Below are 23947 nucleotides of genomic sequence, written 5' to 3' on the forward strand. Positions count from 1 at the left end.
GCGGGGGCTTGTTTTCAAGACCCTCGACAGCAGGGATGCTGTCGTGGAGCCCCCATGGATGGGTCTACGGCGAGTCTTGAAAGCAAGACCCTGGAGCCAGGCCGGGAAAAGAACTGTTCCCCCAAGGGTTACAAAGTGTATGTCTCCTGGCGCCGATAGCTGGCTTACCCATAGGGGTAATCAAGGTCTTTAATTGCCGACAGACTTAACTCTTGCTGGATCCCAACTCTTCATCAAGGCTGGGATGGGCATGCTGCGACAAACCTTCCGCCAGGGATTCCAGCGTGCGGCCCTTGGTCTCCGGCATGATAAACACCACCCACAACAACTGCAGCGCCATCATAAAGGCGAAAAACGCGAAGATGGTGGCGGGCTCGAACCGCCCCAACACAAATGGCATTAACAGGGTGATCAGGGCCGCGAATACCCAGTGGGTACCGGAGCCAATGGACTGCCCCTGGGTCCTGACATTGTTGGGGAATATCTCGGCAATAAATACCCAGATAACCGCTCCCTGCCCCACCGCGTGGGCCGCGATAAACAGGAACACAAAAAACACCACCGTGGCCCCACCGGCACCGGAGGCAAATGCCCAGGCCACTGCGGACAGGGATACTATATAGCCGATCGAACCGACCAGCAGCAATTGCTTGCGCCCGAACATATCGATCAAATACAGGCCCAACATGGTAAACACCAGGTTGACCATGCCGATTCCGGCACTGGAGAGCAGGGCCGAACTGGCGTCCAGGCCGGCGGATTCAAATACTCGCGGCGCGTAATAAATAATAAAGTTGATCCCGGACACCTGGTTAAAAAACGCCACCAGGAACGCCAGCATAATCGGGAAGCTGTAAGCCTTGTTGAAAATGGAATCCTGGGTGAACTCCCGCTGGGCGTGACGAATCTCCTTGACGGTGCGCTCGACACTGTCCGGATTGACGATCTGGATAATACGCCGCGCCTCAGTTTCATCATTCTTGCGAATCAATAACCAGCGTGGACTTTCAGGCACTCGCACAATCAGCGCCAGGAAGACAAACGCCGGAATGGCTTCAAGGCCCAGCATCCAGCGCCAGCCCAGGCCGCCGATTTCAGTGAGCAGGTAATTGGAGAGAAACGCCACCAGGATGCCGAAGACAATTTGAAACTGGTACAGGGCGACCAGGCGGCCACGGTGATTGGCCGGTGCGATTTCAGATATATACGCGGGCACAGCGATTGAGGACAAGCCGACCCCGACACCACCGATAAAGCGCATAATTGAGAAAGTGTAGGGATCTTGCGCCAGCGCCGATCCCAGGGCTGATATCAGGTAAAGTACCCCGATGGCAATCAGCGTCAGCTTGCGCCCATAGCGCTCACAGGGAATATTGCCGGTGAGGGCGCCGATAACGGTACCCCACAATGCAGCGGACATGACCAGGGCGCCGTGAAACAGATCACTGGTCTGCCACAATTTTTGCAAGGGTTGATCGGCGCCTGAGATAACCGCCGTATCGAACCCAAACAGAAAGCCGGCCACCGCAACGGTGACCGACCAGAAAATAATTTGTCGGATATTATTCATAGCTATAGCGGCCTTTATTAGAAGGCTGCACACTCGCAAAGCGTGCAGCATTGGTTTTGCCCATTCGATCTATGAAAAGTCGAACTTATAGAAAATCAAACCATGCAGACTCGAACTGTGAAGTCACGCAGGCGGCACCCTGCAACAGGGTGCCGCCCCTAACCTGCAACTCTTAGAAAGAGTAATCGAGACTGAACTTCACTGAACGTCCCAGCAGCGGTCTCGCCACTCCGATGTAGTCACCACTGGCGAAGGTCAGGCCAGAGGTGATCGGCGATCCCTCGGTAAACGACTCGGCGTCGTTGACATTGTTAACGTGCAATTGCAGATCCAGGTTATCCGAAACCGAGTACAAGGCACCCATATTGAACTGGGTATACTCCGGATAAATGGTCACGTTAGTGTTATCGTCGGTAGCAAAACGATCACTGTAGTACTGCGCCTGCCCGTAGATCGTCAAGGGTATTGCGGCAAAGGTATAGGAAGGTCGGAAGTTGATCATGACCTCGGCTTGCCGGCGTGGCCGTCTCGCATCGCTGGAGGACACCTCATACTGGCGGACATCATTGATGTTGTCGTTATTGGTATCCACTTCCACAATACCGGAGCGAATGGAATTGTCCTGGCCCTGCTCGGGATCCTGCCAAACGATACTGCCCTGCAGGCGCAATCCTTCGGCAAAATCAGGCGTCCAGCTACCTTCGATCTCTACCCCCACATTGGTCAGGTCACGACGGAAGGTGTCGCGCACCTTGGGACAGTTTGGCGGCGCAGGGATGGAACTACAGGCAACGTTACCCGTACCAGTGGCACTGAGATCGTCCAGCAGCGGCCCCAGGTTTTCCTTCGCCTTAAAATCGATGGCGAATACGGAAACCGTCATATCGAGGGTATCGGTACCGAAGCGAACACCACCTTCCAGCTGGGTAATGGACTCGGTCAGGTCACCGCGAGCGGTTTCACCTGTGGTCGGGCTGGTAGCCGGGCCACCAAAAATGTAGTCCTCAAAACCGGGCAGACGGAAAGACTCGGCAAAACTGCCGTAAATGGATACATCGCCCAGGGTATCGTGGTTTTCCAGCAATATATAGTTGGCACCGAATGACCAACCGACATCATCGTAGGATTCAGACGCAAACTGGGGCTTACCATCCGGCACATTGACGAAGTTGTCGGCCAGGGTATCGTCGGTCGAACCCACCACCACATCATTGGGGGTAAAGTCGTTAGAAGAGTTGCCCGGGTCAAAGGAGTTGGTGGTAACCCGATCCACTTCCAGCTCCTGCCAGCGGGCGCCGAAATCCAGTTTCAGGCGACCTTCCAGCAAGCTGACGTGGTCGAGGAAATACAGGGCCCGGGTCTTCATGTTGGAATTTGCACCGAGACCGAAGAGGGCCGGCTGGTCAACGCCACCAGTGGAAATAGACGGACCGACTTGCTGCTCCGCGGCGTCCACGGCGTACAGATCGACCAAACGGGCGTCTTCATTGATATCACTCCAGGCGCTGGCGAACACTGAAGACACATCATAGGTAAAGATGCTGGTATAAGCGCCAAACGTCAGGTCGTGGGTGGTGGAGCCCAGCTCAAAGCTATTGGTCAGGCGGAAGTCGCCGGTAAAACTGGTGGCATCAACCTTGGCCCAAACCGGAATGTTGTGAGCCAGCACTGAGGGTGCTTCCACCGCAGTGGACAAATCGGTGCCAGTCACGGTGTCGGCGAAGTAAGCCTTGACCTGGGTAGCCGCGCTGTAGTCGATACCGTTAGTCGGATCTGCAGTCAAATCCTGGAGACGATTAAACTGGTCGTTTTGCAGCTTGCTGGTTTCCGTCGGCGGATCGTTGAACAGCGCATTGAAACCGCTGAACCCGGAGGTGTAACGCAGACCGGACTCCAGCCTCCAGCCGTCGCCGAAATCCTTGCCAAACTTGGCGGTAAATATATTGAACTCAGGGTTGATACCGTCGGTAATATCCAACTGCCGGCGACCGCCATCGGCGTCGTACAGGTTATAGTAGCTGGTAGCCGGCGCCTGCAAAGTGCCGTCACTAAAATCTACGCCCAGGCTCTGCACGTCACCGGGATCGATCTCAAACGGGTTGCCATCGGTGCCGGGTGCCCGGGTGTTGGCGATCCGGTAAGGAATGTTCTGGTAGAAGATGGTTTTATCCCTGATCACATGCGCCTGCACCATAAGTTCGGTGCTGTTGTCGTCGCTGGTGTAGAGCAGGTTAGCGCGAAACTGGCCGCCATTGTTGCCGGTATAGCCCGGGTCACGAACCCCATCGGACACCCGGTAGAAGCCGCCCATGGCGTAGGTCAGGTTGTCATTGATGGGGCCGCCGAGCCAAAAGTCGTTTCTGACATGACCCCAGTCTCCCACCTCCAGCTTGTAACCGCCCTCGAATTCCTGGCCGCCGGTGCGAGTAATGTAGTTAACCGCCGCGCCCAGGGCGTTGGAATAGAGAATGCCACCGGGGCCGCCTTTTACGGCTTCGACGCTTTGGGTCATCAAGTCGGTCTTGATAAAGACGTCGTTGTTCATAAACGGTGCTTCCGGCTCTTCAAAGGCCGGCAAGCCGTCCAGCAGGTTGGGTACATAGCGATAACCACCGGCCTGTGGCAGGCCCCGCACCAGCACGTTGTTGTGGGTTTCACCGGCGCTACCGCCTTCAGGGAAAAAGCCCGGGATATTGCCCAGCAAATCGGCCGTACCCATGGGTGCCAACTGCTTCATGTCTTCCGCGGAGATGGTGTTGATGGAGAAGGTCGCATCGAATTTTTTGGTGTCCTGGGTAACACCCGTGACAATGACCTCTTCGATCGATTCGGTCTTTGCCACTGCACCAGCCGATGCCATGGAGAGCAGGGCAATAGCGGTAGCGAGTCTGTTGCGTTGGTATTTTTTCATAATTTCACCTTATTTTTATCACTGATTAAACGGGATTACGTGCCGTACAAAGTACTTATTGGGCTAACTTATTGAGTCAACTTATTGAGCTAACTTTCAGGTCCAAATTTTATATCAAAATGTCTATCGTTGTACATTTTAAGCCGCGAAAAATCCCGATCACTGACAATACACGGGAGGTTTTAATTTAGTGGTGTGCTCTACCGTTATGACTAACGGTGGACAAAATTTACTATTCCCTGTTCAATATGTCAACACCTGGCCGCAAAAATCAACTACCCACCCTTTGCGAGCAGGTAGCCTATGCCGCTATAAGCAGCATCACCAGATGCTGCGCAACTCGCTTATCGCCACTCTCTCGAGCAACAAAGCGGTATTGCCGTCCAGTGGCGACAACTGCAATTGGTCCAGCGGCGCCCGGGAAAAGTACAAGGCGGTCAGCAGACTGCGGCCGTCGCTGCTAAATATTTCGAGCGACGAGGCGTCTTTAAGTATCCGCAACCCAACAGCAGAATCACCTGCCGGCTGCAGCGGTGCTACCTGCTTGCGCATATACCCATCGTGCACCGCCATCTGGTGTGCGGTGGCACTGCGGTCGATGCTGAGCTCGCCGGCCGCGGCATCGAACTGGAGCAGCAACTGCTCACCGCCGGCATTGGCAAAACACAACTGCCAGCTGCTCGCCTGGCCGCCACCGTTGGCGATCGCCAATTCCACATCCAGCGTATCCGCCAGGGGCGCGGTGGCCAGGGACTGGCGTCGTTCGACCAACATGTCTCGCACCTCGACCGCAGCCCCGCACCGCAGCGATGCCAGTTCGGCAACAGGCGCGGCGCTAAGACACAGGCCGTGCGCCGCCGGCAACAACTTCAACTCCCGCGGCACAGTCATGGCGCCACGCCAGGGCGCAGTGGGCACATGATTGGCGTACAGCCAGTTACTCATCCAGGCAATCATAATCCGGCGCTCATCACCCTGGGGCATACTGCTCCAGGTCACCCCGGCGTAATTGTCGGTACCGTAATCCAGCCAGCGTACCTCGTCGTCATCCGCGTGGAAATGTTCACCGTCGAAATCGCCGATAAAATACTGGGTGGCCGAACCGCCATTGGGGCCACCCGGGTTGATGGACAGCAGCAGCACCCATTTGCTGAGTTCCGAGTCACCCACCGGCAGTGGAAACAGATCCGGGCACTCCCACACACCGCCCATGGCGCCGGCGCTAAAACTCGAGCAATAGCGCCAGTCTTTTAGGTTGGCAGAGCGAAAGATTTGCACCTCGCGCCCCGCTGCCAACACCATGACCCAGCCCTGCTGCTGCTCGCACCAGAATACCTTGGGGTCGCGAAAGTCTTCGAGGTCCGGGTTTTCCAGTACCGGGTTGTGGGCGTACATTTGCCAGTTATCGCCGCCATCGACACTGTACGCCAGACTCTGCACTTGTCGATTCCACTTGGAACTGTGGGTAAACATGGCCACCAGCGGCGGGTGCTCGCCCTGCTGCAAGCCGGTGGTATTGTGCCAATCCACCACTGCACTGCCAGAATAGATATAGCCCAACCCCTCAGGTTCGGCGTGCAAGGCGACAGGCCGCTCCTCCCAGTGCAGCAGATCGCGACTGGTGGCGTGGCCCCAATGCATATTTGACCACGCCTTGTCGGAGGGGTTGTATTGGTAAAACAGGTGATAGAGGCCGTTGTAGTAGAGCATGCCATTGGGGTCATTGATCCAGTTTTCACGGGGAGAAAAGTGAAACTGTGGGCGATGGTGCTCACGGTAACAGGGCTTGGGGGGTATAGACACGATAACTCTCACTCTTTGTAGGCCCGGCAGTATGGCTTTTACTGGGCACAATGCCAAAAATCAATGGGCATAATGCCACAAATGTCTTTCGTTGGACAGCACTCTGTGATAAGGTTCCCACCGCAACTGCAGGCTATATTGACACTGAAAACAACAGCCTTAATCATCCAGCCCTCTAATAATCCAGACCCAATAATAGATGGAGCAGCCAGTGGCAACCATAAACGATGTAGCTGAACTTGCCGGCGTATCGGTCAAAACCGTATCCCGCTATCTGTCTGGCTTTGAAGGCATCAGCGCAAAAACCGTCGCCCGGATAGAAAAGGCCACTACCGAACTTGAGTATTTTCCATCTGCCGCCGCCAGGTCCCTGCGCGGACAGACTACCGGCATCGTCAGCCTGATCGCGGATAACCTGACCACCTCCCCGTTCGCGGCGGATATCGTCAAGGGCGTCCACGCGGTGTGCGAAAAAAACGACAAGCTGTTACTGATCGGCGAAACCGGTGAAAACCAGAAGACTTTTGAAAAACTGGTTGACCGTTTCCGCCAGCAAAAAACCGAAGCCATCATTACCGCCGCCTCGCACCACAAGACCATACACATCACCCAGAGCTTTGAGCAGTGCCCTCTGGTACTGGTTAACTGCTTTGACGACCAGCGCAAGTACCCGTCCATTGTACCCGACGACCGCCAGGGCTCTTACGACCTGACCCGTCGCCTGTTGGCGCTGGGCCACAAGAATATTGCCTTTGTTATGCTGCCCGAGGACATGGTCGCCACCCGCTTACGACGCCAGGGCTTTGAAGAGGCCATGCACGAAGCCGGCGCAGAGATCAACCCAAAATGGATGATCTATTCCACTGTGAGACGTCCACCCGACACCCTGCAATGGCTGCGTTCGGTGCTGGAAACCATGCTGGCGCCGAGAAAGCGACCCACCGCCATCCTCTGCGGCAATGACAAGATGGCGTTCCGGATGCTGATGCAACTGCACGCCATGGGCCTTGAAGTACCCAAGGATGTGTCAGTGGTCGGCTACGACGATTTCAGGTTGATATCCGAGAGCACCGTGCCCGGACTGACCACCGCAGCCCTGCCCTACTACCAAATGGGTGTGCGCGCCGCCGAACTGGCACTGAGCCTTACCACCAGCAAAGCACGCCCTGGAGCTATCGAGGCAATACATTGTGATCTGATAGTGCGCGACTCTGACCGCGCCTTACGGCGCAGAAAGACAACCAGAGAGTCAACTAAAGCGTCCCCCAGGTAAGCGCACTGTTAACAAAAATCCGCATTTAACCCACATCGACCCGTTACCGGCCGAGGCACCTAACCATGAGGCAGGAATCAATCCGCAATTACTGGCTGCTCAGCGGTGCTTTCTTTACCTTCTTCCTGACCTGGTCCTTTTGTTTCGCCTTGCTGCCCATTTGGCTGCACCAGGCCGTTGGGTTGAGCGGCGAGGCAACCGGAGTGATCTTCAGCGCCAATGCTGCTGCAGCCCTGCTGATCATGCCCTGCTACGGTTTTGTCCAGGACAAGCTCGGACTCCGCAAACATTTGTTGCTGGTTATCGCTTGCCTGCTCTTGTTGTGCGGCCCTTTTTTTATCTACGTTTACAAGCCATTGTTACTGCATAATTTTTTCCTGGGAGCAGTCAGTGGCGGGCTGTTTTTCGGCCTCGTATTTTCTGCCGGCGTCGGCGCGCTGGAATCCTACATTGAACGGGTCAGCCGCATTACCGGGTTTGAATTCGGCAAGGCACGCATGTGGGGCTCACTGGGCTGGGCCGCCGCGTCGTTTGGAGCCGGTTACCTGTTCAACCTCAACCCCAATATCAACTTCTGGCTGGCCTCCGCCAGCGCTGCGGTATTCCTGGGGCTGATGCTGGCGGTGCGCACGACTAACGCCCCGCAGCCAGAAGACAATGAAGGTCACAAGGCCGGACAATTGCGCCCGGCCGATGCCCTGAGCCTGTTTCTCAGCCGCAAATTCTGGGCACTGGCAACGTTTGTGATGGGCGTGACCTGCATTTACGGGGTATACGACCAGCAGTTTGCGGTTTACTTCACCGCCCAGTTTGCTGACCGGGAAGTTGGCACCGCCATGTTTGGCTACCTCAACTCCTTGCAGGTGTTCCTCGAAGCCGGCGGCATGTTCCTGGCCCCCTGGCTGGTCAATCGCATCGGCGCCAAAAATGGCCTGGTATTGAGCGGCGTCATCATGGCGATACGCATGATAGGTTCCGGTTTCGCCGATGGCGCCGTCGAGATATCCATAATGAAATTGCTGCACGCGGTGGAATTGCCCATTCTGTTGGTGGCGTTGTTCAAGTACATTGCCGCCAACTTCGATCCCCGCCTGTCCGCCACCATCTACCTGGTTGGCTTTCTGTTTATGAGCCAGCTAGTGGCCGCCCTGCTCTCGGTCGTGGCGGGCATTATGTACGACCAATTGGGGTTTGCCCTGTCCTATAAAATCCTCGGCGCAATCGTGGCGTTTTTTGTGCTGCTCTCCCACTTCCTGCTCAGCAGCGATCTCACACCGTCTGCGTCACCAGGTTGAACACGGTACCCATCACCCCCGGCAGTATGGGCATCATAACCGCCGTTATCTTGGGCCAGTGCTCGTGCAAAAACTGGCGCGGACTGGCACTGGCGTCGGGCACCGCCTGGGTGGCGTCGCTCTTGCGCAAATCCTGGTAGTACCACTGCAACCACAGGCAGGCGGCCAGGTAGCTGGCAGCGAGCAGCAGGCTGGCCAAAACGCCGGCCACCAGGCTGATGGTGGGTGCCAGCTGCAACACCTTGTCGCGCTCTTCTGCCACCAGCAAGCAGGCGGCCAGGCGGTACATCTCCGTGGCCTGGGCAATCCATACCAGCAAAAATGCCGCCGCGCAGTACATGACGCGAGTGACGGCGCGCATCTGTCGCCCAGGGTCCCGCTCGTGCACGCCCGGCACCAGCAGCAGGGATATCACCGCCATGATGGCCACCAGATTGAGATAGGCCAGGGCATTGTTCCAGCTGGCCAGCTCTAACAGGCCTTGCCCCACCAGTTGCAGGTGGCGCAGCAGGTGGATAAAGGACATCAGGGGTATCTCGCGCACTACCGCCGTGTGGTAGAGAGCCGCCAGGGTCGCGACCAGCAACAGGAAAAACAGCGTATAGGTAGCGTTGCGCAGGGCCCGCGAACACTGGGCGAATGCCCGCTGCAGCCGAAAGATACAGAAGCCCAGGGTCACCAGCCCCACCAGCCAGTAGAAATAACTCAGCGCCAGCCATTTGAGCCCGGTCTCGGCGATCAGGGTTGACGCCGCCAGGTCGATGGCATCGGGATAATCCTGCAAGGGGGTGAAATCACGCAAGGGCAGGCGCGGCGAATCGGACTCGACAATCTGCGTCAGAAAAGCCAGCACCAGCAACAACAGGATCACCGCCAGCAGCGGACAGCCGCAGCCCAGGTAATAGCGCCAGGGAGTTTTGCCATGCACCGTGCCGTTCACTTGCACTCGTCTGCTTGCTCCTGTTTCTTGTTCTTATTGCTTGAACCTGCTGCCTAATCCTACTGCCTTCTCCTACTGCCGGCTTTTGTTGCCTGCTCTTATTGCTTAAGGGTGCTGCTGCGCCGACCAGTAATGGCCGCGCTCAACACTGGGGTACCGCTTCGTCGCTGCCTTCATCCACCGCCTCAATGAGCGGCAGCTCTAGCAACTGCAGCACCACGTCATCCAGCTCGATTTTTACCGGCACCCAGTGCTGCTCAGGTGCCAGCCACAACGCACTGCCGGGGGCCGTTTCGCTGTCTTGCGTGCCAGCCCTCTCGCTTACCACCTGCACCACCCGCAGCCCCGGCAAGCGGGTATCGGTGGCCACCTCGCCGTTATAGCGCAAGGTGTAGTGGGCCAGCTTGCCGCGCTCGATAACAGCGGCACCGGACTCACTGCCCGGCAGCTGTTTGGGCGCGGCGTCGATAATTGCCACCTGCACCGACAGCGTATCCCAGGTCGGCCATTGCAGCGGCACTACCCGGGGCTCCGGGCTGTCGCCGCGGAGGGTGCTCGCGCTCGCGGCGGGCCAATCAAACGTGGTGTCGACGCGGTACTTGTCGCTGCCGCTGTCGGTGTGCCGGTATTGGCGCGGGTAGAGCTTGCCGCCCTCGATCGCTATGATACTGCAATCGTAGAACTGGCGACGGTAAAACGACCAGCGAATCTGGCTGCGGCTGGTGTAGCGGATATGCTGCGCAAATCGCTCCAGCCGCACAGTGGCCTCCGCACTGACATCGAACAGCAGAACCCGCTTGCTGCCGCCGTAATGGGCGGTAAAAGGTTGTGGCAGGTCGTCCGCCGCCAGCGGCTGGATTCCACTAGAGGCAAGCAGGAGAATGGCGGCTTTATGAAAGAGTCGCATGGGGGCTTATGGTTATCACTGCAAGAGCGAGCTGGCCTTGCGGAGTTCTTTCAGCACGATCACCCCATCCAGGTGTTCCATAGACGCTTGAACTATCCATTATTTATTATCCTTGCGCCTGCAGAGCATGCCGCAGGCTTGCTCACAGGGGCCTTTGGATTGCCACAATATCCAATCTCTGTTCTTCTTATTGTAATCCTTTCAAAGCAAAGCAGTCAGTGTCATTGCTTTACACCGTCCTGTCATAAACAACCATAAAAATGTCAATATCGCCACTATCGCACCTAGCGGCGGTTTTCTACACTGGTACTCGTTGCGATCACCTTACCGAGCACTTTACCGAACACACTACCGAGGACAGCCGATGAAAACCCGCATTACTGAACTGTTTGGCATTCAACACCCCATCATGCAAGGGGGCATGCACTTTGTCGGCTTCGCCGAATTGGCGGCCGCTGTTTCCAACGCCGGAGGGCTGGGCACCATCACCGGCCTGACCCAGCGGTCTGCCGCCGACCTGGCCAATGAGATTGCCAAGTGCAGAGACCTGACGGACAAGCCCTTCGCCGTTAACCTGACCTTTCTGCCGGTGATCAATGCGCCGGATTACCCGGGCTATATCGACGCCATTATCAAAGGCGGTGTCAAGATTGTAGAGACCGCCGGCAACCCTGCGGAGTACTTGCCAGTACTGAAGGAGGCGGGCATCACCATCATCCACAAGTGCACTTCGGTGCGCCACGCCCTCAAGGCCCAGACCCTGGGTGTGGACGCCCTCTCCATCGATGGCTTCGAATGCGCCGGCCACCCGGGCGACGATGATATCCCCAATATGATCCTGCTGCCCCGCGCCGCCGATGAGCTGGACATTCCATTCCTCGCCTCTGGCGGCATGGCCGATGCCCGCTCGCTGGTGGCCGCCATCACCATGGGCGCCGACGGCATCAACATGGGCACCCGCTTTATCGCCACCCAGGATGCGCCGGTTCACCAAAACGTGAAAGAGGCCATCCTCAACGCCACTGAACTCGACACCCGACTGGTGATGCGTCCGCTGAAAAACACCGAGCGGGTGCTCACCAATGAGGCGGTGGAAAGGCTGATTGGCAAGGAAAAAGAGCTGGGTGACAAGATTACCTTTAACGACATAGCCCCGGAAGTTGCCGGCGTCTACCCGCGCGTATTCCTGGACGGCGAAATGAATGCCGGTGCCTGGTCCTGCGGCCTGGTCGCGGGCCTGATCAACGACCTCCCTACCTGCCAGGAACTGATTGATCGCATTATGTCCGACGCGGAAAACCTGATCCGCAAGCGCTTGCTGGGCATTCTCTAAGCGCGCACTCACTGGACGAGCGCAAACCGCTCCACTACCCCGCCGGTAATCGTTGCCGATAACCGGCGGGGGTCACCCCGATTCGTTGTTTAAACAAACGCGCGAACGAACTGACGTCACTGTAGCCAACTTGCTCGATTATATTCACCAGTGGCATATTGGTGCTCTCCAGCAATTGCTTCGCCGTTTCAATCCGCAGGTTCTGCAGATAGGTTAAAGGCGGCACCCCCAACTCCGCCTTAAAGCGTCGAATCAGGGTGCGCTGGCTGACTTTCATCTTGTCGGCCAGCTGCTCCATATCCACCCTCTCGCGCACATGATTTTGCAGCCAGTACTGTGTTTTAGCGACCACCGGATCGTCGCTGGGATCCTCGTCCAAAAGGTTCTGGTAGGAGGGTTGGGTGCGATCACGGTAGTCAACCAGCATGGTTTTACTGCACAGCGCCGCCAACGGGGCGCCGTACTGATGCTCCACCAAGCGCAATGCCAAGGGCAGATGTGCGCTCATGGCGGCGCTGCAATACAACCCGTCGGCCTCCGTTACGGTGGCCTGTACATCCAGTTGTACCCAGGGAAAACGCTGCCGAAACTGACGCTCCAACCACCAGGAGGTGGTGGCCTGGCGGCCGTTCAACAAGCCGGTTTCTGCCAGCAAAAAGGCCGAGGTGCAATTACACGCCAGGCGGGCACGCCGCTGCCAGCGCTCTACCAGCCAATGCAGCAATGGCTGCGACTCCTCGGCCAGGGATTCATAGGCACTTATCCCCCGATAGAAAAACGCCGGCACGTAAATCAGGTCGTAGTCACCGGCATTGGCAATAGAGGTATCCGCCTGCAGCTTCATACCGCCCTGGGCAATTGTGGTCCCGCCCGTTTGAGACAGTGTCTCACAGTGGAACTGCGACGCCTCTGGCCCCTGCTGATTGCGGATATGGGCGTTGGCGATCTGGAAGGTGTCCATCACACCACTGGCACTGGACAGATAGAACTGCGGCAGCAGCACCACCCCGACTTTAAACATAAGCGAGAACCCCACCGGTAGTATTCAGGATCATGGGGCATTGTCAAAAATAGCTGCCTTAATGTCAATATCGCCATGCAAGTCTGCAAGTTTGTAGCCACTAACGGCAACACATCGCAATGGCGGGTATCAATGAACAAACCGGGGGGCTCTTGAAGAATTTGCCCCCTTCTCCGCACTGTCTTTTGGGGCACGGGGCAACACCTGAGCCCGTTGTCTTTTAGTTCTGCGAAAAACCGCTTTCAGCTTGAAGCCTATGCTCGCCTAAAGCAAGTGAGTGATATGGCGATTTCACCAAGTGGTGAAATGATTGCTTATCGTAGAACAGAAGATGATAAAAAAGATTTTCTCATTGTTTATTCATTAAAGAGAAAAAAGCAAATTGCTGCTGTGGGCCTCGGGCAAATACAGCACCGCTCTCACTATTTCGTTAATGAAAAAAATCTTATCTTAATTGGGTCCCGTCATCTTAATTGACGTGATTATCGTGATGATTTTGAGTTGAGTACTGCGTTCAGTGTGAGTATAAAAACTGGAGATATAAAACAGCTTCTCACTCCCGGGGGAGGTTTGAGTGGAAAAAGCAGGGTGACGCGTGGCCAGACTGGTATGGGCAAGGTTGTGGGTAGCACAGCAGATGGAAAGCACTTGTTTATCCCCGCTTTTGTTAGTAAATATGAATACGATTCCGCACCAAAATATGCATTATTGAAGGTGAAGGCAGAGGGCGGCCGCCCAAGAATTGTGACACCAGGGAGTAGGAAGGCGATGGATTATTTTTTTGATGGGGCTGGTAACTTACTCGCGCGAGAAAGTTTAGGTGATCGCTCAGATGTTCACAGCATTGAAGTCTCTTAGGCCGCGTTCCGATTTTGGATAGATGTAACCGGTGGGCAATATGACCCCGGCCGTTCAAGCTGCCGCATCCCGGAGAAACTGCAATGCCCGCTGCAAGGCGGCCTTTGGATCATCACCCCGGATACGGCACTCCAGAGTGACAAAGCCGCTAAAGCCATCGGATCTTAACCGGGTGAAATACTTCTTGAAGTCCAGCGCGCCGGTACCTGGTTGAAAGCGCTGGTTGTCTGCCAGGTGAATGTGCTTGATAAGGTCTCGATGCTGGTGCAGGGCAGTGCAAATATCGTCCTCTTCAATATTCATATGATAAAGGTCGGCGGCTATGGCTACATGCCGGAGCTGGTTTTCCTCTATATAGCGACGCGCCTGCGCCAGGGTGTTGATCATATGGTCCTGGTAGCGATTTAGTGGCTCCAGAAAAATCTGTACGCCCGCGCCTGCGGCAGCACAGTCCAGTTCGACCAGAGATTCTCCCAGGATTTCCCGATCTTGCTCGGGCGTTCGTGGCGGCTGCATTGGGGGCAAACGATAAGTGGCCATACCCCAGGCCGCCGGCACTACCATCCCTGCGCCACCCACCTCGCCAAGTGCGCGCAGAATCTGTTTTATCTCCACCAAAGACTGCAGCCGACGCCGCTCATCTAAATCGCCGATCCAACCGGTGTAACCGCCGCAGGCGCTGGTAACCGGAATCCCCGTCGCCGAAATCGCACGCTTTACTGCCTCGACATTGGCCACCAGCAGGCCGCCGTCAATTTCAAAACCATCGAACCCGGCTTCGCTGAGATAGCCAAATTTGGCATCAATAGGGTCCGGAAAAAACGCCTGGTTCTGTGTGCCGATTTTCATACCCGGGTGCTCCAGCGATTGTGGCTTTTATTTGAAAGTGACGCCCATTTTAATACTGAGTTCCGCATGCTGGTCAACGTAATGCATATAGGCCTGCGCACTGTCTTCAAAAGGTACGATAGGCGAAATGATCGCTTCACAATCGAGATAGCCACTTACCAACAGTTGCCAGCAAGTGTCCTCGATGCGGCGGCGGTTCCAGCGTGGATGGTCTGAATTAGGTTCACTGGCGGCGCGGGAAAAGATCAGCTTCGCCTGGTTGAAGTGTGCCTCTCGTCCGAGGTCCAGCCCCGCCGGAAACGCTTTGCCAAAGGCGACATAAGCAATGGTCCCGCCGTAGGCGACGCCCCGCAGCGCCGACTGCAGGGCGCCGGCATTGCCGCTGGTTTCAATAATCGCGTCTGCGCCCAGCTTACCAGTCAGCTTTTTGATCTCATAGCCAAGATCGCAAGCGCTGGGGTCTAAGCTGTAATGCGCGCCGTGGCGTAGGGCAATCTCTCGGCGATAGCTGAGCGGGTCGACGCCAACCACAACGCTGGCGCCGGCCCGGCTGGCAAGCTGCACGGCAATCTGGCCGATGGCGCCGAGGCCCATGACCACCACAAAATCACCGGCACGGACATTGGCATCACGGACCCCGCCAAGGGCAAACTGGGCCGGGTCGTAACACAACGCATTTTGCCACTTCACCGAATCGGGCAGTTTGCGCAACCTGAAATTATCGACCCCATTTACAATCAAAGTGTCACAGATTGGAGCATAGCTGCATACGACATCTCCGGGCTGGTAGCGAGTTACGTCTCCGCCGATTTCTACAATGCTACCCACTATCATATTGCCAAGGGCAAATTCGCCGAACACGACTCCCGCTGTGTCCCCTCTGGCCCGTGGCATAAACATCCGCCATTCTTCAGAGAAATACTCCCCCATAAAAGGTGACGCACCGCGAAAATCGATCACCTCGGTGCCATGCTTGGGTGAGGCGTACGCCACCTTAATCTTAACCTCGTTGGGCTTCACCTCGAGATCCGGGTACTCCAGCAGCGCCGCCGTTCTCGGCGCAGTAGCCACAAGCCTTTTCATTATTTTTACTCCTTTAACTTTTTTTGGGGGGCACCCATTAGGTGTCAATTAAAAAGAGTAATGCGCATTCAGTCACTAAAAATCACACTACTGAAGGGTTATTGCCTCATTTAAAATGACACTACTTATCACGGATATTGTAAGGGCCTTAAATGAGTAGATTGATGAGTTTGACCGCCAGGCCGGTAATCCACTTAACCCACCATTGTCTCCGACGGCTGCGCCGGTTCCCCCAGCATGGGCGCATAGGAGGACGGAATGCGACCATCGATATCGCGCACACCAAGTTCCGCCCCCAGTTCGGCGGTGACCCAAGTCTTGGCGGTGCGTGCCATCACCTCATTCCGCTCCAGCAGAGCACGCACTAGTCGACCAGGGTACTCGGGGCTTTCCATGCCGTCGACAAGATCGGCATAGGCTTCAGGAGCGACCTTCATTACTTCCAGTGTACGCTCTGTTTTCACAACTCCCAGCCAAAGGGATAGGGCCGCCACGTTGTGTGGTTTGAGCTCCTTGGCCATGTCGTGGGCCATCTTGTCGGCCCCCGCTTTGCCGATGCCGTAAATGGGCGTGTGAATATAGCAACGGGCGCCAAACGAGGAGATATTGACGATCAGGCCTTCTCTTCGCTCAACCATCAGCGGCGCCGCGTAATAGCTGGCCAGGTAATGAGCCCGCAGGCCCAAATCGATCATGTCGTCCCAATAGCTGAGAGGTTTTTGCCAGAACGGGGCCGGGTGTAGCAGGTCATCGGGTACGGCGAAGACATTGTTGACCAGCACATCTAACCGGCCCTGATCGCGTGCCACCTGTTCAAACAGTGCTTTTATCTGGGCGTCGTCGCGGTGATCGCAAGCAATAGCGATGCCGGTACCGCCGCGTCGGGTAACTTCAGCAGCTGTGGCTTCAATGCTACCAGCCTGTGGTTCCGCAGCACCGGTTGTGCGGCCGGTAACATAGACGGTTGCCCCCATCTCGGCCAAGGCAAGCGCAACCCCCTTGCCGACGCCACGGCTGGCCCCGGTCACCACCACAACAGGTTTATGATGCAACGACATAGCAAATACTCCTTGAAGAATTGTTGTAGCGGCCCTCAGCCTTCGCTCTCGGTCACCAGCCCCGGAGCAGCCCCCAACTGCAGCACCTGCAGCGATCCATCTCCCGCCTGCATAAGCAAGTTAGAAAGAATTGTGTAACGGGAGACAGAAATCTTCCACTCGCCGTCGACTTTGACGTACTCGTCATCGTAGTAGCCGTGCATCATCTGCACCATTTTCTTTTCAGTTTCCAACAGTTGGAACTGCATGCGCCAGCGCCCTTTGGCAGAAGCCTCACCAGTCAACTGGATTTCAGGGGACATACCGTGATGCATGTCAATATGGCTGGGATGGCAGGCCAATTCTTCAAACACGCGGATAAACTCTTCCATGTTGCGATACTGACCGATAAAGCCGAAATCAATCAGAAAATCCGGCTCGTGGTAACAGCTGCGCATGTCTCCAGTATCCCGGACATCGCAGGCAAACCACCAACGCGCCTTCAATTGCTTGATGGCCTCGATGTCCTCCAGGATTTGCAGGCGTTCGACCAGGTTGTTTTCGATAGTCATTGAGGAACTCCTTTCACTTATACGTTAAAAGTGTGCATTTATTGATGCAGCAAGTATGGGCCGTAAATTTCGCTACCGACTGCATCCAATATTCAGTTGAAGCGAGACTACCGGCCTTCAACCAAGGCGATTCATCGCTTAAGGTAGCCCCCTATGCCAACGATTCGATGGCAAATTTGAGCGCGTTAAGAAACCGGATCACCGGCCCACCGTCGAGCGCTCGGTGGTCGAAAGTAATGCCGAGCCTCAAAATGGGGCGCACTTGCACCGCATAACTGCCGTCCGGCAGTGCCACCGCCACCGGTTTTTGGACAATGCCGGGCATGCCCATCAATGCCACTTGATCGCCGTTAAGTACGGCTTCGGCACGCACCACCGGGCCGAGGGCGCCTGGGTTGGAAATGGTAAAGGTGCCACCGGCCATTTCCTCGGGCTGCAATGCCCGCTGGCGCGCAGCTTCGGCCAGGCCTGCGATACGAGTGGACATCTCCGCCGCGGTCAGTAACTGGGCGTCACGAATCACCGGCACCACCAGACCCTCGTCGGTATCCACGGCGATATTGAGATTAACCGAATTCCATAGCACCATTTCGTCCTCGCCAAAGGTGGCGTTGAGAGACTTGTGCTCTTGTAGTAGACGCGACGCATTGCAAGCGAAATAGGCCAGAATCGAGGGCGGTTGCTGGCCACTGGCCTTGAAACGCTTGCGCAATGCCATCAGGGCGCTTAAATCGATATCCATGTCGGCAGTCAGGTGGGGCATCTCGCGCTTGGCACAGACCATATTGCTGGCGATGGTTTTGCGACGCAACGAGTGACGTACGCGGGTGCCCGCAGGCTTATTAGTTAAAGCTACTGGGCGCTGTGCCGGCGAGGGCAAAGATGTCCCTGCGGCAGCAACCTCCGCGCCGGGCTCAACCGTCGGCACAGGTGCCTTCTGCGGCACCACATTTGCCTCCGGACCGGCTGCAACTGGCAGCCGCTTCCGTTTTGCCGCGACTCGTAGAACATCTTCGCCGGTTACCCGCCCACGCGGGCCGGTGGCAGTCACAGTGGTAATGTCTATACCGTACTCCCGGGCCAGTTTGCGCGAACGCGGCGAGGTTTTGGCCATAACTCCCCCCATCAACATCTCGCCGGGCTCCACCTCGGTAGTAGCAGCTGTGGTACTGCTTTCTAACGCTGTGACACTGGTTGCAAGCGCTACTGCAGCGGCTGCGGGCTGCGGGCCATTGCCCTCCCGTAGCGCGACACCTTGCTGAATGGCTTCCGGCAAACTGCCGGCAGGCGCCTGCCAACCCACGCAATCGCCCATTTTAAAGTCGGCTCCTTCCTCACCTAATCGGCGCACCAAAATGCCATCTTCTTCTGCGGTAATCTCAGTGACCGTCTTGTCGGTCTCCAGCTCATACAGCACATCACCGGCGACGAAAGCGTCGCCTTCAGCAACATACCACTGCAGCAAGCGAGCGTTTTCTACAGACCCCATCATGGGGATCGTTAAATCTCGAATAATCGACATAAGTACGGATCCTGTAATCAGAGGCTCATGATGTGTCGCCCGGCTGCGACAATTTCATCAACGGAGGGGATACAGGCCTGTTCCAGGTCGTTCTGCTGCGGCAGTGGCACATCCTTGCCCGCCACACGTAAAATGGGGGTTTCCAGTTCATAGAAGGCCCGTTCCTGGATTTGGGCCGCAATTTCAGCCCCTGGTCCGGCGGTCTTGTTGGCCTCGTGCACCACCAGTGCACGATGGGTGCGGTTAACCGATTCCAGGATCAACTCCCAGTCCAGCGGCACCAGGGAGCGCAGGTCAATGATCTCCACCTCGATGCCCTCATTGGCCAAGGTCGTCGCGGCCTCCAATGAACGATTGACCATGGAGCCGTAGGTCAGCAGTGTGGCGTCCCTGCCAGGTCGACGCACGATGCCCTTGCCAATCTCGACAATGTAGTCACTGTCCAACGGCACTTCGCCACGGGTGAAGCTCAGCGTTTGAATGGAATGGTAGAGGACCGGGTTGGGTTCGCGCAGAGCTGCCTTCATCAATCCTTTAGCATCGGCGGCGTTGGAAGGCACTACCACCTTCAGGCCGGGAAAGTGCATGCCCAGCACCTCAATGGAGTTGGAGTGCTCAGGGCCGGCACCCCCCATAACACCTACCGGCAGGATAATGACCGCCGACATTGGCACATTGAGACCGTGCATATAGCGCCATTTACCCAGCTTGTGATAAATCTCATCACCGGCAATAAGAGAGAAGTCGGCGAAACCCAGATTAATCACCGGCGTCATACCGACAACAGAGGCCCCGGCGGCCATGCCCACTTCAAAGGCCTCACAAATACCGCAATCGACCACGCGATCACTACCAAACTCATCCGCCAAGCCCTTCTCGGCACCAAACCAGCCGCCCGATGCGACCCCTTGGCCAAGTACGAAGATATCCGGATTAGTCCGCATCTCCTCGGCTAGGCCCAACCCCATGGCGGCGTTGTAGAGCATGGTTTCCATCTTGTCGTTATTGGCCATAGTAGAGATCCTTAAATATGATTGAGTGGTCCGGAGGCGGTGCCGCCAGAGTCTCTTCGTAGGCGGCCTGCACCAGAGCCAGCGCCTCGGCAGCAATCGTCTCGACCTCGTCGACTGCCATGCGCTCGGCCAGCACGGCCAGCGGATCGCGGTAATTGGCCAGCGCATCCTTAGCACGATAGTTCTGGGGGTCCCCCGCGTAGTGGCCCTGAACCCGGGTAGTCTTGGCCTCGATCAGGGTGGGGCCTTCGCCGGCCCGCGCACGCGCTGCGGCCTCCAGGGTCGCTTCGTACACGGCCACAGCGTCTTGGCCGTCGACAATTATCCCGGGGATACCATATCCCTTGGCAAAATCGGCTATATCGGCGGTCGGGCAGACATCGGTGAGTTTGGTGCCCACCAGCAATTCATTGTTTTCACAGAGGTAGATCAGCGGCAACTTCCAAGTCGCCGCGTGCACCATGGTTTCGTGGAAGGTGCCACGGGAGGCTGTGCCATCACCAAAATTGGCCAGCGATACGCGGCCATCCTTGCGCAATTTGGACGCAAACGCCGAGCCCGCAGCCAGCGGGTAGACGCTGCCCAGAGTAGCGCCTTCGCCCATGATTCCGAGGGAGTAATCAGCCCAGTGGGGAACACCGCCACCCTTGCCGCCGGTAGCGCCACTGACCTTGCCCAGCACATCACCCAGAATCGGCCCGGGCTGCATACCCTTGCCTATGGCCCAGGCACAGCCGCGCCCCTGGTACCAGAGATAGTCCTCGCCATTGAGTGCGGCGCTGGCGCCGACGCCAACCGCCTCTTGCCCTTCTCCGGGGTGCCACCAACCAGAGATTCGGGCCTTGCGGGTGTGTTTTTCGACGATCTGTTCTATCGCCCTGGCGATACTCATGCGGCGATACATGTCGCCGATAAGGGTAGTGTCGATAGGCATCAGTTCTGTTCCTTATTCATTTTTGAGTAAAACTGCCACCGCATGGGTTGCTGTCCGTATCATCCCGTAACCGCCGCCAACGCGATTCATCGAAATGAATGAAATTTTCTCTAACAGCAGCTATACAGCTTTTCATAAGGGTGCAAAGTCGTACTTGCCGTGGGCGCCGAGATCACCGAACAGATCATTGCCGATAAAACGCTCGATAAAGCGCCATTCGCCATCAACCCTGGCAAACCGGTCACGATAATCTCCGGCAATAATCGGCTGTAACGGCAGCTCGGCGGTCTGCTGAAAGACCACCACATAGCAGCTGGCGATCGCTGATTCCGTGCCGGCCGGTTCGATGATCAGATTGGCAGTCAGGTGCCGCGTGCGAGGCGTATCATCAGGATAAATTCGCACAAAATCGGCAAAGATCTGCTGCAGCTCCCTTGGATTGGAGCGGCACACACGGCCGTCCTGAAAATGCACGTCGGCGTGTTCAAACAGTTGTGCCATCGCCGCCAGATTGCCCTGATCCAGAAAACGTGGGTAGGAGAACACCAGGCGTTGAATGGCGAAGTAATCGTCGGCAGTCATTGTCCAGCCCCCTTAGCTGCCTGATTGACGAAATCGGCACCGTAAACTTCCAGTATCGGCAGCGGGTTTACATATTCTTTCCAGTAGGCCACCTTATCGCCCTCGAAGCGCAGAATGCCCAGATACGTATTCGCGTAGCACCGGCCCGTAGGTAGATGCACAGAATCGGTATGGTACTCAACCAGCAACCAGTCCGGATTCTTCATCTCGTAGAACTGATCCACCACGTGTCCGTATGGTGTGCAGTCCGCCATACCTTCCTTCGAAGCGGCGACAAACGCAGAACTGCCAACCATCGACCTGGGAAAATCCGGTAGTGGCAGAAAGGGCCATTCGAAGTGGGTATCGGGCAGCAGATGGGTCTCAAAGGTATCGAAATCCTTGCGCCCATAGGCGGTGATCAGCTCGGTAAAAATGGTTTGCAGTTGTTGGTATCGCGCCATGGATATCTATCCTCTATTCCCGTTCCGTTGCGCCGATGCTAGCAAAGACTGCGTCGCTGCGATTAGTCTGTTCGAATGAGTCCGGGTCAACAATGTTGGCCTACCCTGCAATACTCTTTCTAATAAATTAGGGTAATAACACCATGACATTCCTGTTGCACAACAAGTCCGCCCTGGTTACTGGCGCTGCTTCGGGCATCGGTCGCGCAGCGGCAATCCGCTTTGCCCAGGAGGGTGCCCAGGTATGCCTGGCGGACATAAACCGCGCAGGGCTTGAGGCAGTAGCCGATGAGATCGGCGAACAAGCTTTCACCTGCAGCCTCGACGTCACCGACGCTAACAGCTACCAACGTTGTATAGACCAAATGCAAGAGCGCTTTGGTGCTGTGGATATAGCTTTCCTCAATGCCGGCTACCTGGGTCCGATGGAAGGTTTCGAGAGCCTGGACGCAGCCCTCTTCGACCGCCATATCAATATCAACCTCAAGGGTGTCTTTTTCGGCCTCAAAGCGCTGTTGCCGGCCATGGCCGCCGGCGGTTCGGTAGTGGTCACCGCCTCCACCGCGGGCGTCATTGGCCTCGCGGAGAGCCCCGCCTATGCCGCCGCCAAGCACGGCGTTATCGGTCTGGTAAAATCCTGCGCGGCGGCCTTCGCCGCTCGCGACAGCAGGGTCAATGTCATCTGCCCGGGAGCCGTCGACACCCCCATGATCGGCGGCGGCAACAGCGGCATAGCCACGCCTGAAAGCCTGCCTCGAGTTCCCCTGCGCGGCTCCGGCAGCGCCCAGCATGTGGCGGAATTAGCCGTTTGGCTGGTGAGCTCCAGGGCAGGATTCGTCAACGGCCAGGCCCATATTATCGACGCCGGTCTGCTATCCACTTTCGTGCCCGCTCCGGTGGGTCCCTGACTACTAAAGCTCAACCGAGGAAACATTATGTATCGCGCCACCCCCATCGACCCGCAACTGCAGGCTGCTGCAGACGCCATACCGCCAGAGCTCGGCCTGATCACCCGAGATATGGTCGCACCACTGCGCGCCGGCATGGCGCAGCAAATCCCAGCGGCCACCAAGCCGACCATTCGGGTTGACACTCGCTGGCAAAATATTGCCGGCGAGGCGGGTGACAGCCGCGTCGTTGTCTACCGTCCCCTGACGCAACGCGAAGCCGGCCCAGGCCTGCTGTGGATTCACGGCGGCGGCTACCTGTTCGGCAGTGCCGATGAGATTTTGCCTGCGCAGCTGGCGGAAAAATACCGCTGTACCGTAGTCTCGGTCGATTACCGCCTGGCCCCGGAACACCCTTTCCCGGCCGGCCTGGAAGACTGCCTGGCTGCCTACCACTGGATGTTGGCCAATGCTGTAAAACTGGCCATCGACCCGACAATAATTGCCCTGGCCGGGCAGAGTGCCGGTGGCGGACTGGCAGCAGGCCTGGCCCTGAAATTGCGCGACAGCGGCGCCTGCGCACCGGCATTCCAGTTTCTGCTGTATCCCATGCTCGACAATCTGCACGCCACGCCCTCGGGCCAACACGTAGACCACTACGTGTGGAATCGACAGACCTCGCTCAATGCCTGGGCGATGTACCTCAACGGTACACCGGGCGCAGTTGCCTCCCCCTACGCCGCCGCAGCACGGGCCACCGATCTCAGTGGCCTGCCGCCTACCTTCGTCACCGTAGGCACCGCTGACCTGTTTCGCGATGAATGTATTGATTATGCGCACCGCCTGATGGCTGCGGAGGTAGCGGTGGAACTGGTAGTGTTTCCGGGGGTTTTTCACGGCGCCGAGCAGTTTGCGCCGGAAGCGCAAATCAGCCGGCGAATGAACAGTTGTATCGATGAGGCCTTCGGGCGGTTTTTGGGCAGCGGAAATAGCTGATGAAGCTCACGGATTAAGACCCTTGACCCCTATCCAACCTACAGGAAGGAATGGGGCTTTCAACAAAAAAAGGGGTCCGTCTTACCGGAACCCCCAAAACGCGGTGGTGTGCGTTAAG

Annotated in this window: 22 protein-coding genes; 7 read left to right on the top strand and 15 right to left on the bottom strand. The window is 56.8% G+C overall.

Annotated elements, in window-relative coordinates:
• Positions 1-205 precede the first annotated feature (205 nt).
• The 3 genes from G8764_RS05850 to G8764_RS05860 all read right to left on the bottom strand — a co-directional run bounded on the left by G8764_RS05850 (position 206) and on the right by G8764_RS05860 (position 6284).
• A complete protein-coding gene (locus G8764_RS05850) occupies positions 206-1570 on the bottom strand; it encodes a sugar porter family MFS transporter (RefSeq protein ID WP_207951680.1) in 1365 nt (454 codons plus the stop codon).
• A gap of 172 nt (positions 1571-1742) precedes the next feature.
• Positions 1743-4481: a TonB-dependent receptor domain-containing protein gene (locus G8764_RS05855; RefSeq protein ID WP_166162762.1), complete on the bottom strand. Its 2739-nt coding sequence runs from the start codon at positions 4479-4481 to the stop codon at positions 1743-1745.
• A gap of 321 nt (positions 4482-4802) precedes the next feature.
• Positions 4803-6284, bottom strand: coding sequence for a GH32 C-terminal domain-containing protein (locus tag G8764_RS05860; RefSeq protein ID WP_166162763.1), 1482 nt, complete (start codon positions 6282-6284; stop codon positions 4803-4805).
• Between the two features lie 211 nt (positions 6285-6495).
• On the opposite strand from G8764_RS05860, the gene G8764_RS05865 reads away from it, so the two are divergent.
• Both G8764_RS05865 and G8764_RS05870 read left to right on the top strand, forming a co-directional pair.
• Positions 6496-7557: a substrate-binding domain-containing protein gene (locus G8764_RS05865; RefSeq protein WP_166162764.1), complete on the top strand. Its 1062-nt coding sequence runs from the start codon at positions 6496-6498 to the stop codon at positions 7555-7557.
• A 65-nt stretch (positions 7558-7622) separates the two neighbouring features.
• The gene (locus G8764_RS05870; protein ID WP_166162765.1) at positions 7623-8852 is read left to right on the top strand and encodes an MFS transporter; all 1230 of its coding nucleotides are present in this window, start codon (positions 7623-7625) and stop codon (positions 8850-8852) included.
• Here G8764_RS05870 and G8764_RS05875 read toward each other — a convergent pair.
• Positions 8827-9798, bottom strand: coding sequence for a hypothetical protein (locus G8764_RS05875; protein WP_166162766.1), 972 nt, complete (start codon positions 9796-9798; stop codon positions 8827-8829). The two genes, G8764_RS05870 and G8764_RS05875, sit on opposite strands and share 26 nt — an antisense overlap.
• A 136-nt stretch (positions 9799-9934) precedes the next feature.
• Positions 9935-10699, bottom strand: a complete 765-nt coding sequence (locus tag G8764_RS05880) for a DUF3108 domain-containing protein (protein ID WP_166162767.1) — start codon at positions 10697-10699, stop codon at positions 9935-9937.
• 364 nt (positions 10700-11063) lie between these two features.
• Here G8764_RS05880 and G8764_RS05885 point away from each other — a divergent pair, with 364 nt between their 5' ends.
• On the top strand, positions 11064-12032 hold the full coding sequence (locus G8764_RS05885) for an NAD(P)H-dependent flavin oxidoreductase (protein WP_166162768.1): 969 nt from the start codon (positions 11064-11066) through the stop codon (positions 12030-12032).
• Positions 12033-12066: 34 nt separating this feature from the next.
• Here the strand turns inward: G8764_RS05885 and G8764_RS05890 are convergent, their stop codons facing one another.
• The gene (locus G8764_RS05890; protein ID WP_166162769.1) at positions 12067-13053 is read right to left on the bottom strand and encodes a GlxA family transcriptional regulator; all 987 of its coding nucleotides are present in this window, start codon (positions 13051-13053) and stop codon (positions 12067-12069) included.
• 282 nt (positions 13054-13335) lie between these two features.
• Here G8764_RS05890 and G8764_RS05895 point away from each other — a divergent pair, with 282 nt between their 5' ends.
• The gene (locus G8764_RS05895; protein ID WP_166162770.1) at positions 13336-13530 is read left to right on the top strand and encodes a hypothetical protein; all 195 of its coding nucleotides are present in this window, start codon (positions 13336-13338) and stop codon (positions 13528-13530) included.
• A 42-nt stretch (positions 13531-13572) separates the two neighbouring features.
• Positions 13573-13911 (top strand): hypothetical protein, encoded by a 339-nt coding sequence (locus tag G8764_RS05900; RefSeq protein ID WP_166162771.1) that lies wholly within the window; start codon positions 13573-13575, stop codon positions 13909-13911.
• Between the two features lie 54 nt (positions 13912-13965).
• Here the strand turns inward: G8764_RS05900 and G8764_RS05905 are convergent, their stop codons facing one another.
• From G8764_RS05905 to G8764_RS05945, 9 genes are all read right to left on the bottom strand, one after another.
• Positions 13966-14760 (bottom strand): sugar phosphate isomerase/epimerase family protein, encoded by a 795-nt coding sequence (locus tag G8764_RS05905; protein WP_166162772.1) that lies wholly within the window; start codon positions 14758-14760, stop codon positions 13966-13968.
• Positions 14761-14787: 27 nt separating this feature from the next.
• Positions 14788-15843 carry a zinc-dependent alcohol dehydrogenase gene (locus tag G8764_RS05910; RefSeq protein ID WP_166162773.1) on the bottom strand — a complete coding sequence of 352 codons (1056 nt, stop codon included), beginning with the start codon at positions 15841-15843 and terminating at the stop codon, positions 14788-14790.
• A gap of 194 nt (positions 15844-16037) precedes the next feature.
• Positions 16038-16901 carry an SDR family NAD(P)-dependent oxidoreductase gene (locus G8764_RS05915; protein ID WP_166162774.1) on the bottom strand — a complete coding sequence of 288 codons (864 nt, stop codon included), beginning with the start codon at positions 16899-16901 and terminating at the stop codon, positions 16038-16040.
• A gap of 35 nt (positions 16902-16936) precedes the next feature.
• Positions 16937-17452 (bottom strand): nuclear transport factor 2 family protein, encoded by a 516-nt coding sequence (locus G8764_RS05920; protein WP_166162775.1) that lies wholly within the window; start codon positions 17450-17452, stop codon positions 16937-16939.
• Positions 17453-17603: 151 nt separating this feature from the next.
• Positions 17604-18974, bottom strand: a complete 1371-nt coding sequence (locus G8764_RS05925) for a dihydrolipoamide acetyltransferase family protein (protein WP_166162777.1) — start codon at positions 18972-18974, stop codon at positions 17604-17606.
• A gap of 17 nt (positions 18975-18991) precedes the next feature.
• Positions 18992-19987: an alpha-ketoacid dehydrogenase subunit beta gene (locus G8764_RS05930; protein ID WP_166162779.1), complete on the bottom strand. Its 996-nt coding sequence runs from the start codon at positions 19985-19987 to the stop codon at positions 18992-18994.
• Positions 19977-20921, bottom strand: a complete 945-nt coding sequence (locus tag G8764_RS05935) for a thiamine pyrophosphate-dependent dehydrogenase E1 component subunit alpha (RefSeq protein WP_166162781.1) — start codon at positions 20919-20921, stop codon at positions 19977-19979. Before G8764_RS05935 ends, G8764_RS05930 begins: the two co-directional genes overlap by 11 nt.
• A gap of 132 nt (positions 20922-21053) precedes the next feature.
• Complete coding sequence (locus G8764_RS05940) at positions 21054-21503, bottom strand: nuclear transport factor 2 family protein (RefSeq protein WP_166162782.1); 450 nt, start codon at positions 21501-21503, stop codon at positions 21054-21056.
• On the bottom strand, positions 21500-21946 hold the full coding sequence (locus G8764_RS05945; protein WP_166162784.1) for a nuclear transport factor 2 family protein: 447 nt from the start codon (positions 21944-21946) through the stop codon (positions 21500-21502). The genes G8764_RS05940 and G8764_RS05945 overlap by 4 nt, the downstream gene beginning before the upstream one ends.
• A gap of 143 nt (positions 21947-22089) precedes the next feature.
• Here G8764_RS05945 and G8764_RS05950 point away from each other — a divergent pair, with 143 nt between their 5' ends.
• Together G8764_RS05950 and G8764_RS05955 are read left to right on the top strand one after the other, a co-directional pair.
• Positions 22090-22854: an SDR family NAD(P)-dependent oxidoreductase gene (locus tag G8764_RS05950; RefSeq protein WP_166162785.1), complete on the top strand. Its 765-nt coding sequence runs from the start codon at positions 22090-22092 to the stop codon at positions 22852-22854.
• Between the two features lie 27 nt (positions 22855-22881).
• Complete coding sequence (locus G8764_RS05955) at positions 22882-23829, top strand: alpha/beta hydrolase (protein ID WP_166162787.1); 948 nt, start codon at positions 22882-22884, stop codon at positions 23827-23829.
• The last annotated feature ends 118 nt before the right edge of the window (positions 23830-23947 follow it).

Source organism: Pseudomaricurvus alcaniphilus, from assembly GCF_011440395.1.
GTDB lineage: Bacteria > Pseudomonadota > Gammaproteobacteria > Pseudomonadales > Cellvibrionaceae > Pseudomaricurvus > Pseudomaricurvus alcaniphilus.

Coding starts and splice junctions, on each gene's coding strand:
- G8764_RS05850 (WP_207951680.1), bottom strand. CDS start 1,570: ATGAATAATATCCGACAAATTATTTTCTGGTCGGTCACCGTTGCGGTG.
- G8764_RS05855 (WP_166162762.1), bottom strand. CDS start 4,481: ATGAAAAAATACCAACGCAACAGACTCGCTACCGCTATTGCCCTGCTC.
- G8764_RS05870 (WP_166162765.1), top strand. CDS start 7,623: ATGAGGCAGGAATCAATCCGCAATTACTGGCTGCTCAGCGGTGCTTTC.
- G8764_RS05880 (WP_166162767.1), bottom strand. CDS start 10,699: ATGCGACTCTTTCATAAAGCCGCCATTCTCCTGCTTGCCTCTAGTGGA.
- G8764_RS05885 (WP_166162768.1), top strand. CDS start 11,064: ATGAAAACCCGCATTACTGAACTGTTTGGCATTCAACACCCCATCATG.
- G8764_RS05890 (WP_166162769.1), bottom strand. CDS start 13,053: ATGTTTAAAGTCGGGGTGGTGCTGCTGCCGCAGTTCTATCTGTCCAGT.
- G8764_RS05895 (WP_166162770.1), top strand. CDS start 13,336: ATGGCGATTTCACCAAGTGGTGAAATGATTGCTTATCGTAGAACAGAA.
- G8764_RS05905 (WP_166162772.1), bottom strand. CDS start 14,760: ATGAAAATCGGCACACAGAACCAGGCGTTTTTTCCGGACCCTATTGAT.
- G8764_RS05910 (WP_166162773.1), bottom strand. CDS start 15,843: ATGAAAAGGCTTGTGGCTACTGCGCCGAGAACGGCGGCGCTGCTGGAG.
- G8764_RS05915 (WP_166162774.1), bottom strand. CDS start 16,901: ATGTCGTTGCATCATAAACCTGTTGTGGTGGTGACCGGGGCCAGCCGT.
- G8764_RS05920 (WP_166162775.1), bottom strand. CDS start 17,452: ATGACTATCGAAAACAACCTGGTCGAACGCCTGCAAATCCTGGAGGAC.
- G8764_RS05925 (WP_166162777.1), bottom strand. CDS start 18,974: ATGTCGATTATTCGAGATTTAACGATCCCCATGATGGGGTCTGTAGAA.
- G8764_RS05930 (WP_166162779.1), bottom strand. CDS start 19,987: ATGGCCAATAACGACAAGATGGAAACCATGCTCTACAACGCCGCCATG.
- G8764_RS05935 (WP_166162781.1), bottom strand. CDS start 20,921: ATGCCTATCGACACTACCCTTATCGGCGACATGTATCGCCGCATGAGT.
- G8764_RS05940 (WP_166162782.1), bottom strand. CDS start 21,503: ATGACTGCCGACGATTACTTCGCCATTCAACGCCTGGTGTTCTCCTAC.
- G8764_RS05945 (WP_166162784.1), bottom strand. CDS start 21,946: ATGGCGCGATACCAACAACTGCAAACCATTTTTACCGAGCTGATCACC.
- G8764_RS05950 (WP_166162785.1), top strand. CDS start 22,090: ATGACATTCCTGTTGCACAACAAGTCCGCCCTGGTTACTGGCGCTGCT.
- G8764_RS05955 (WP_166162787.1), top strand. CDS start 22,882: ATGTATCGCGCCACCCCCATCGACCCGCAACTGCAGGCTGCTGCAGAC.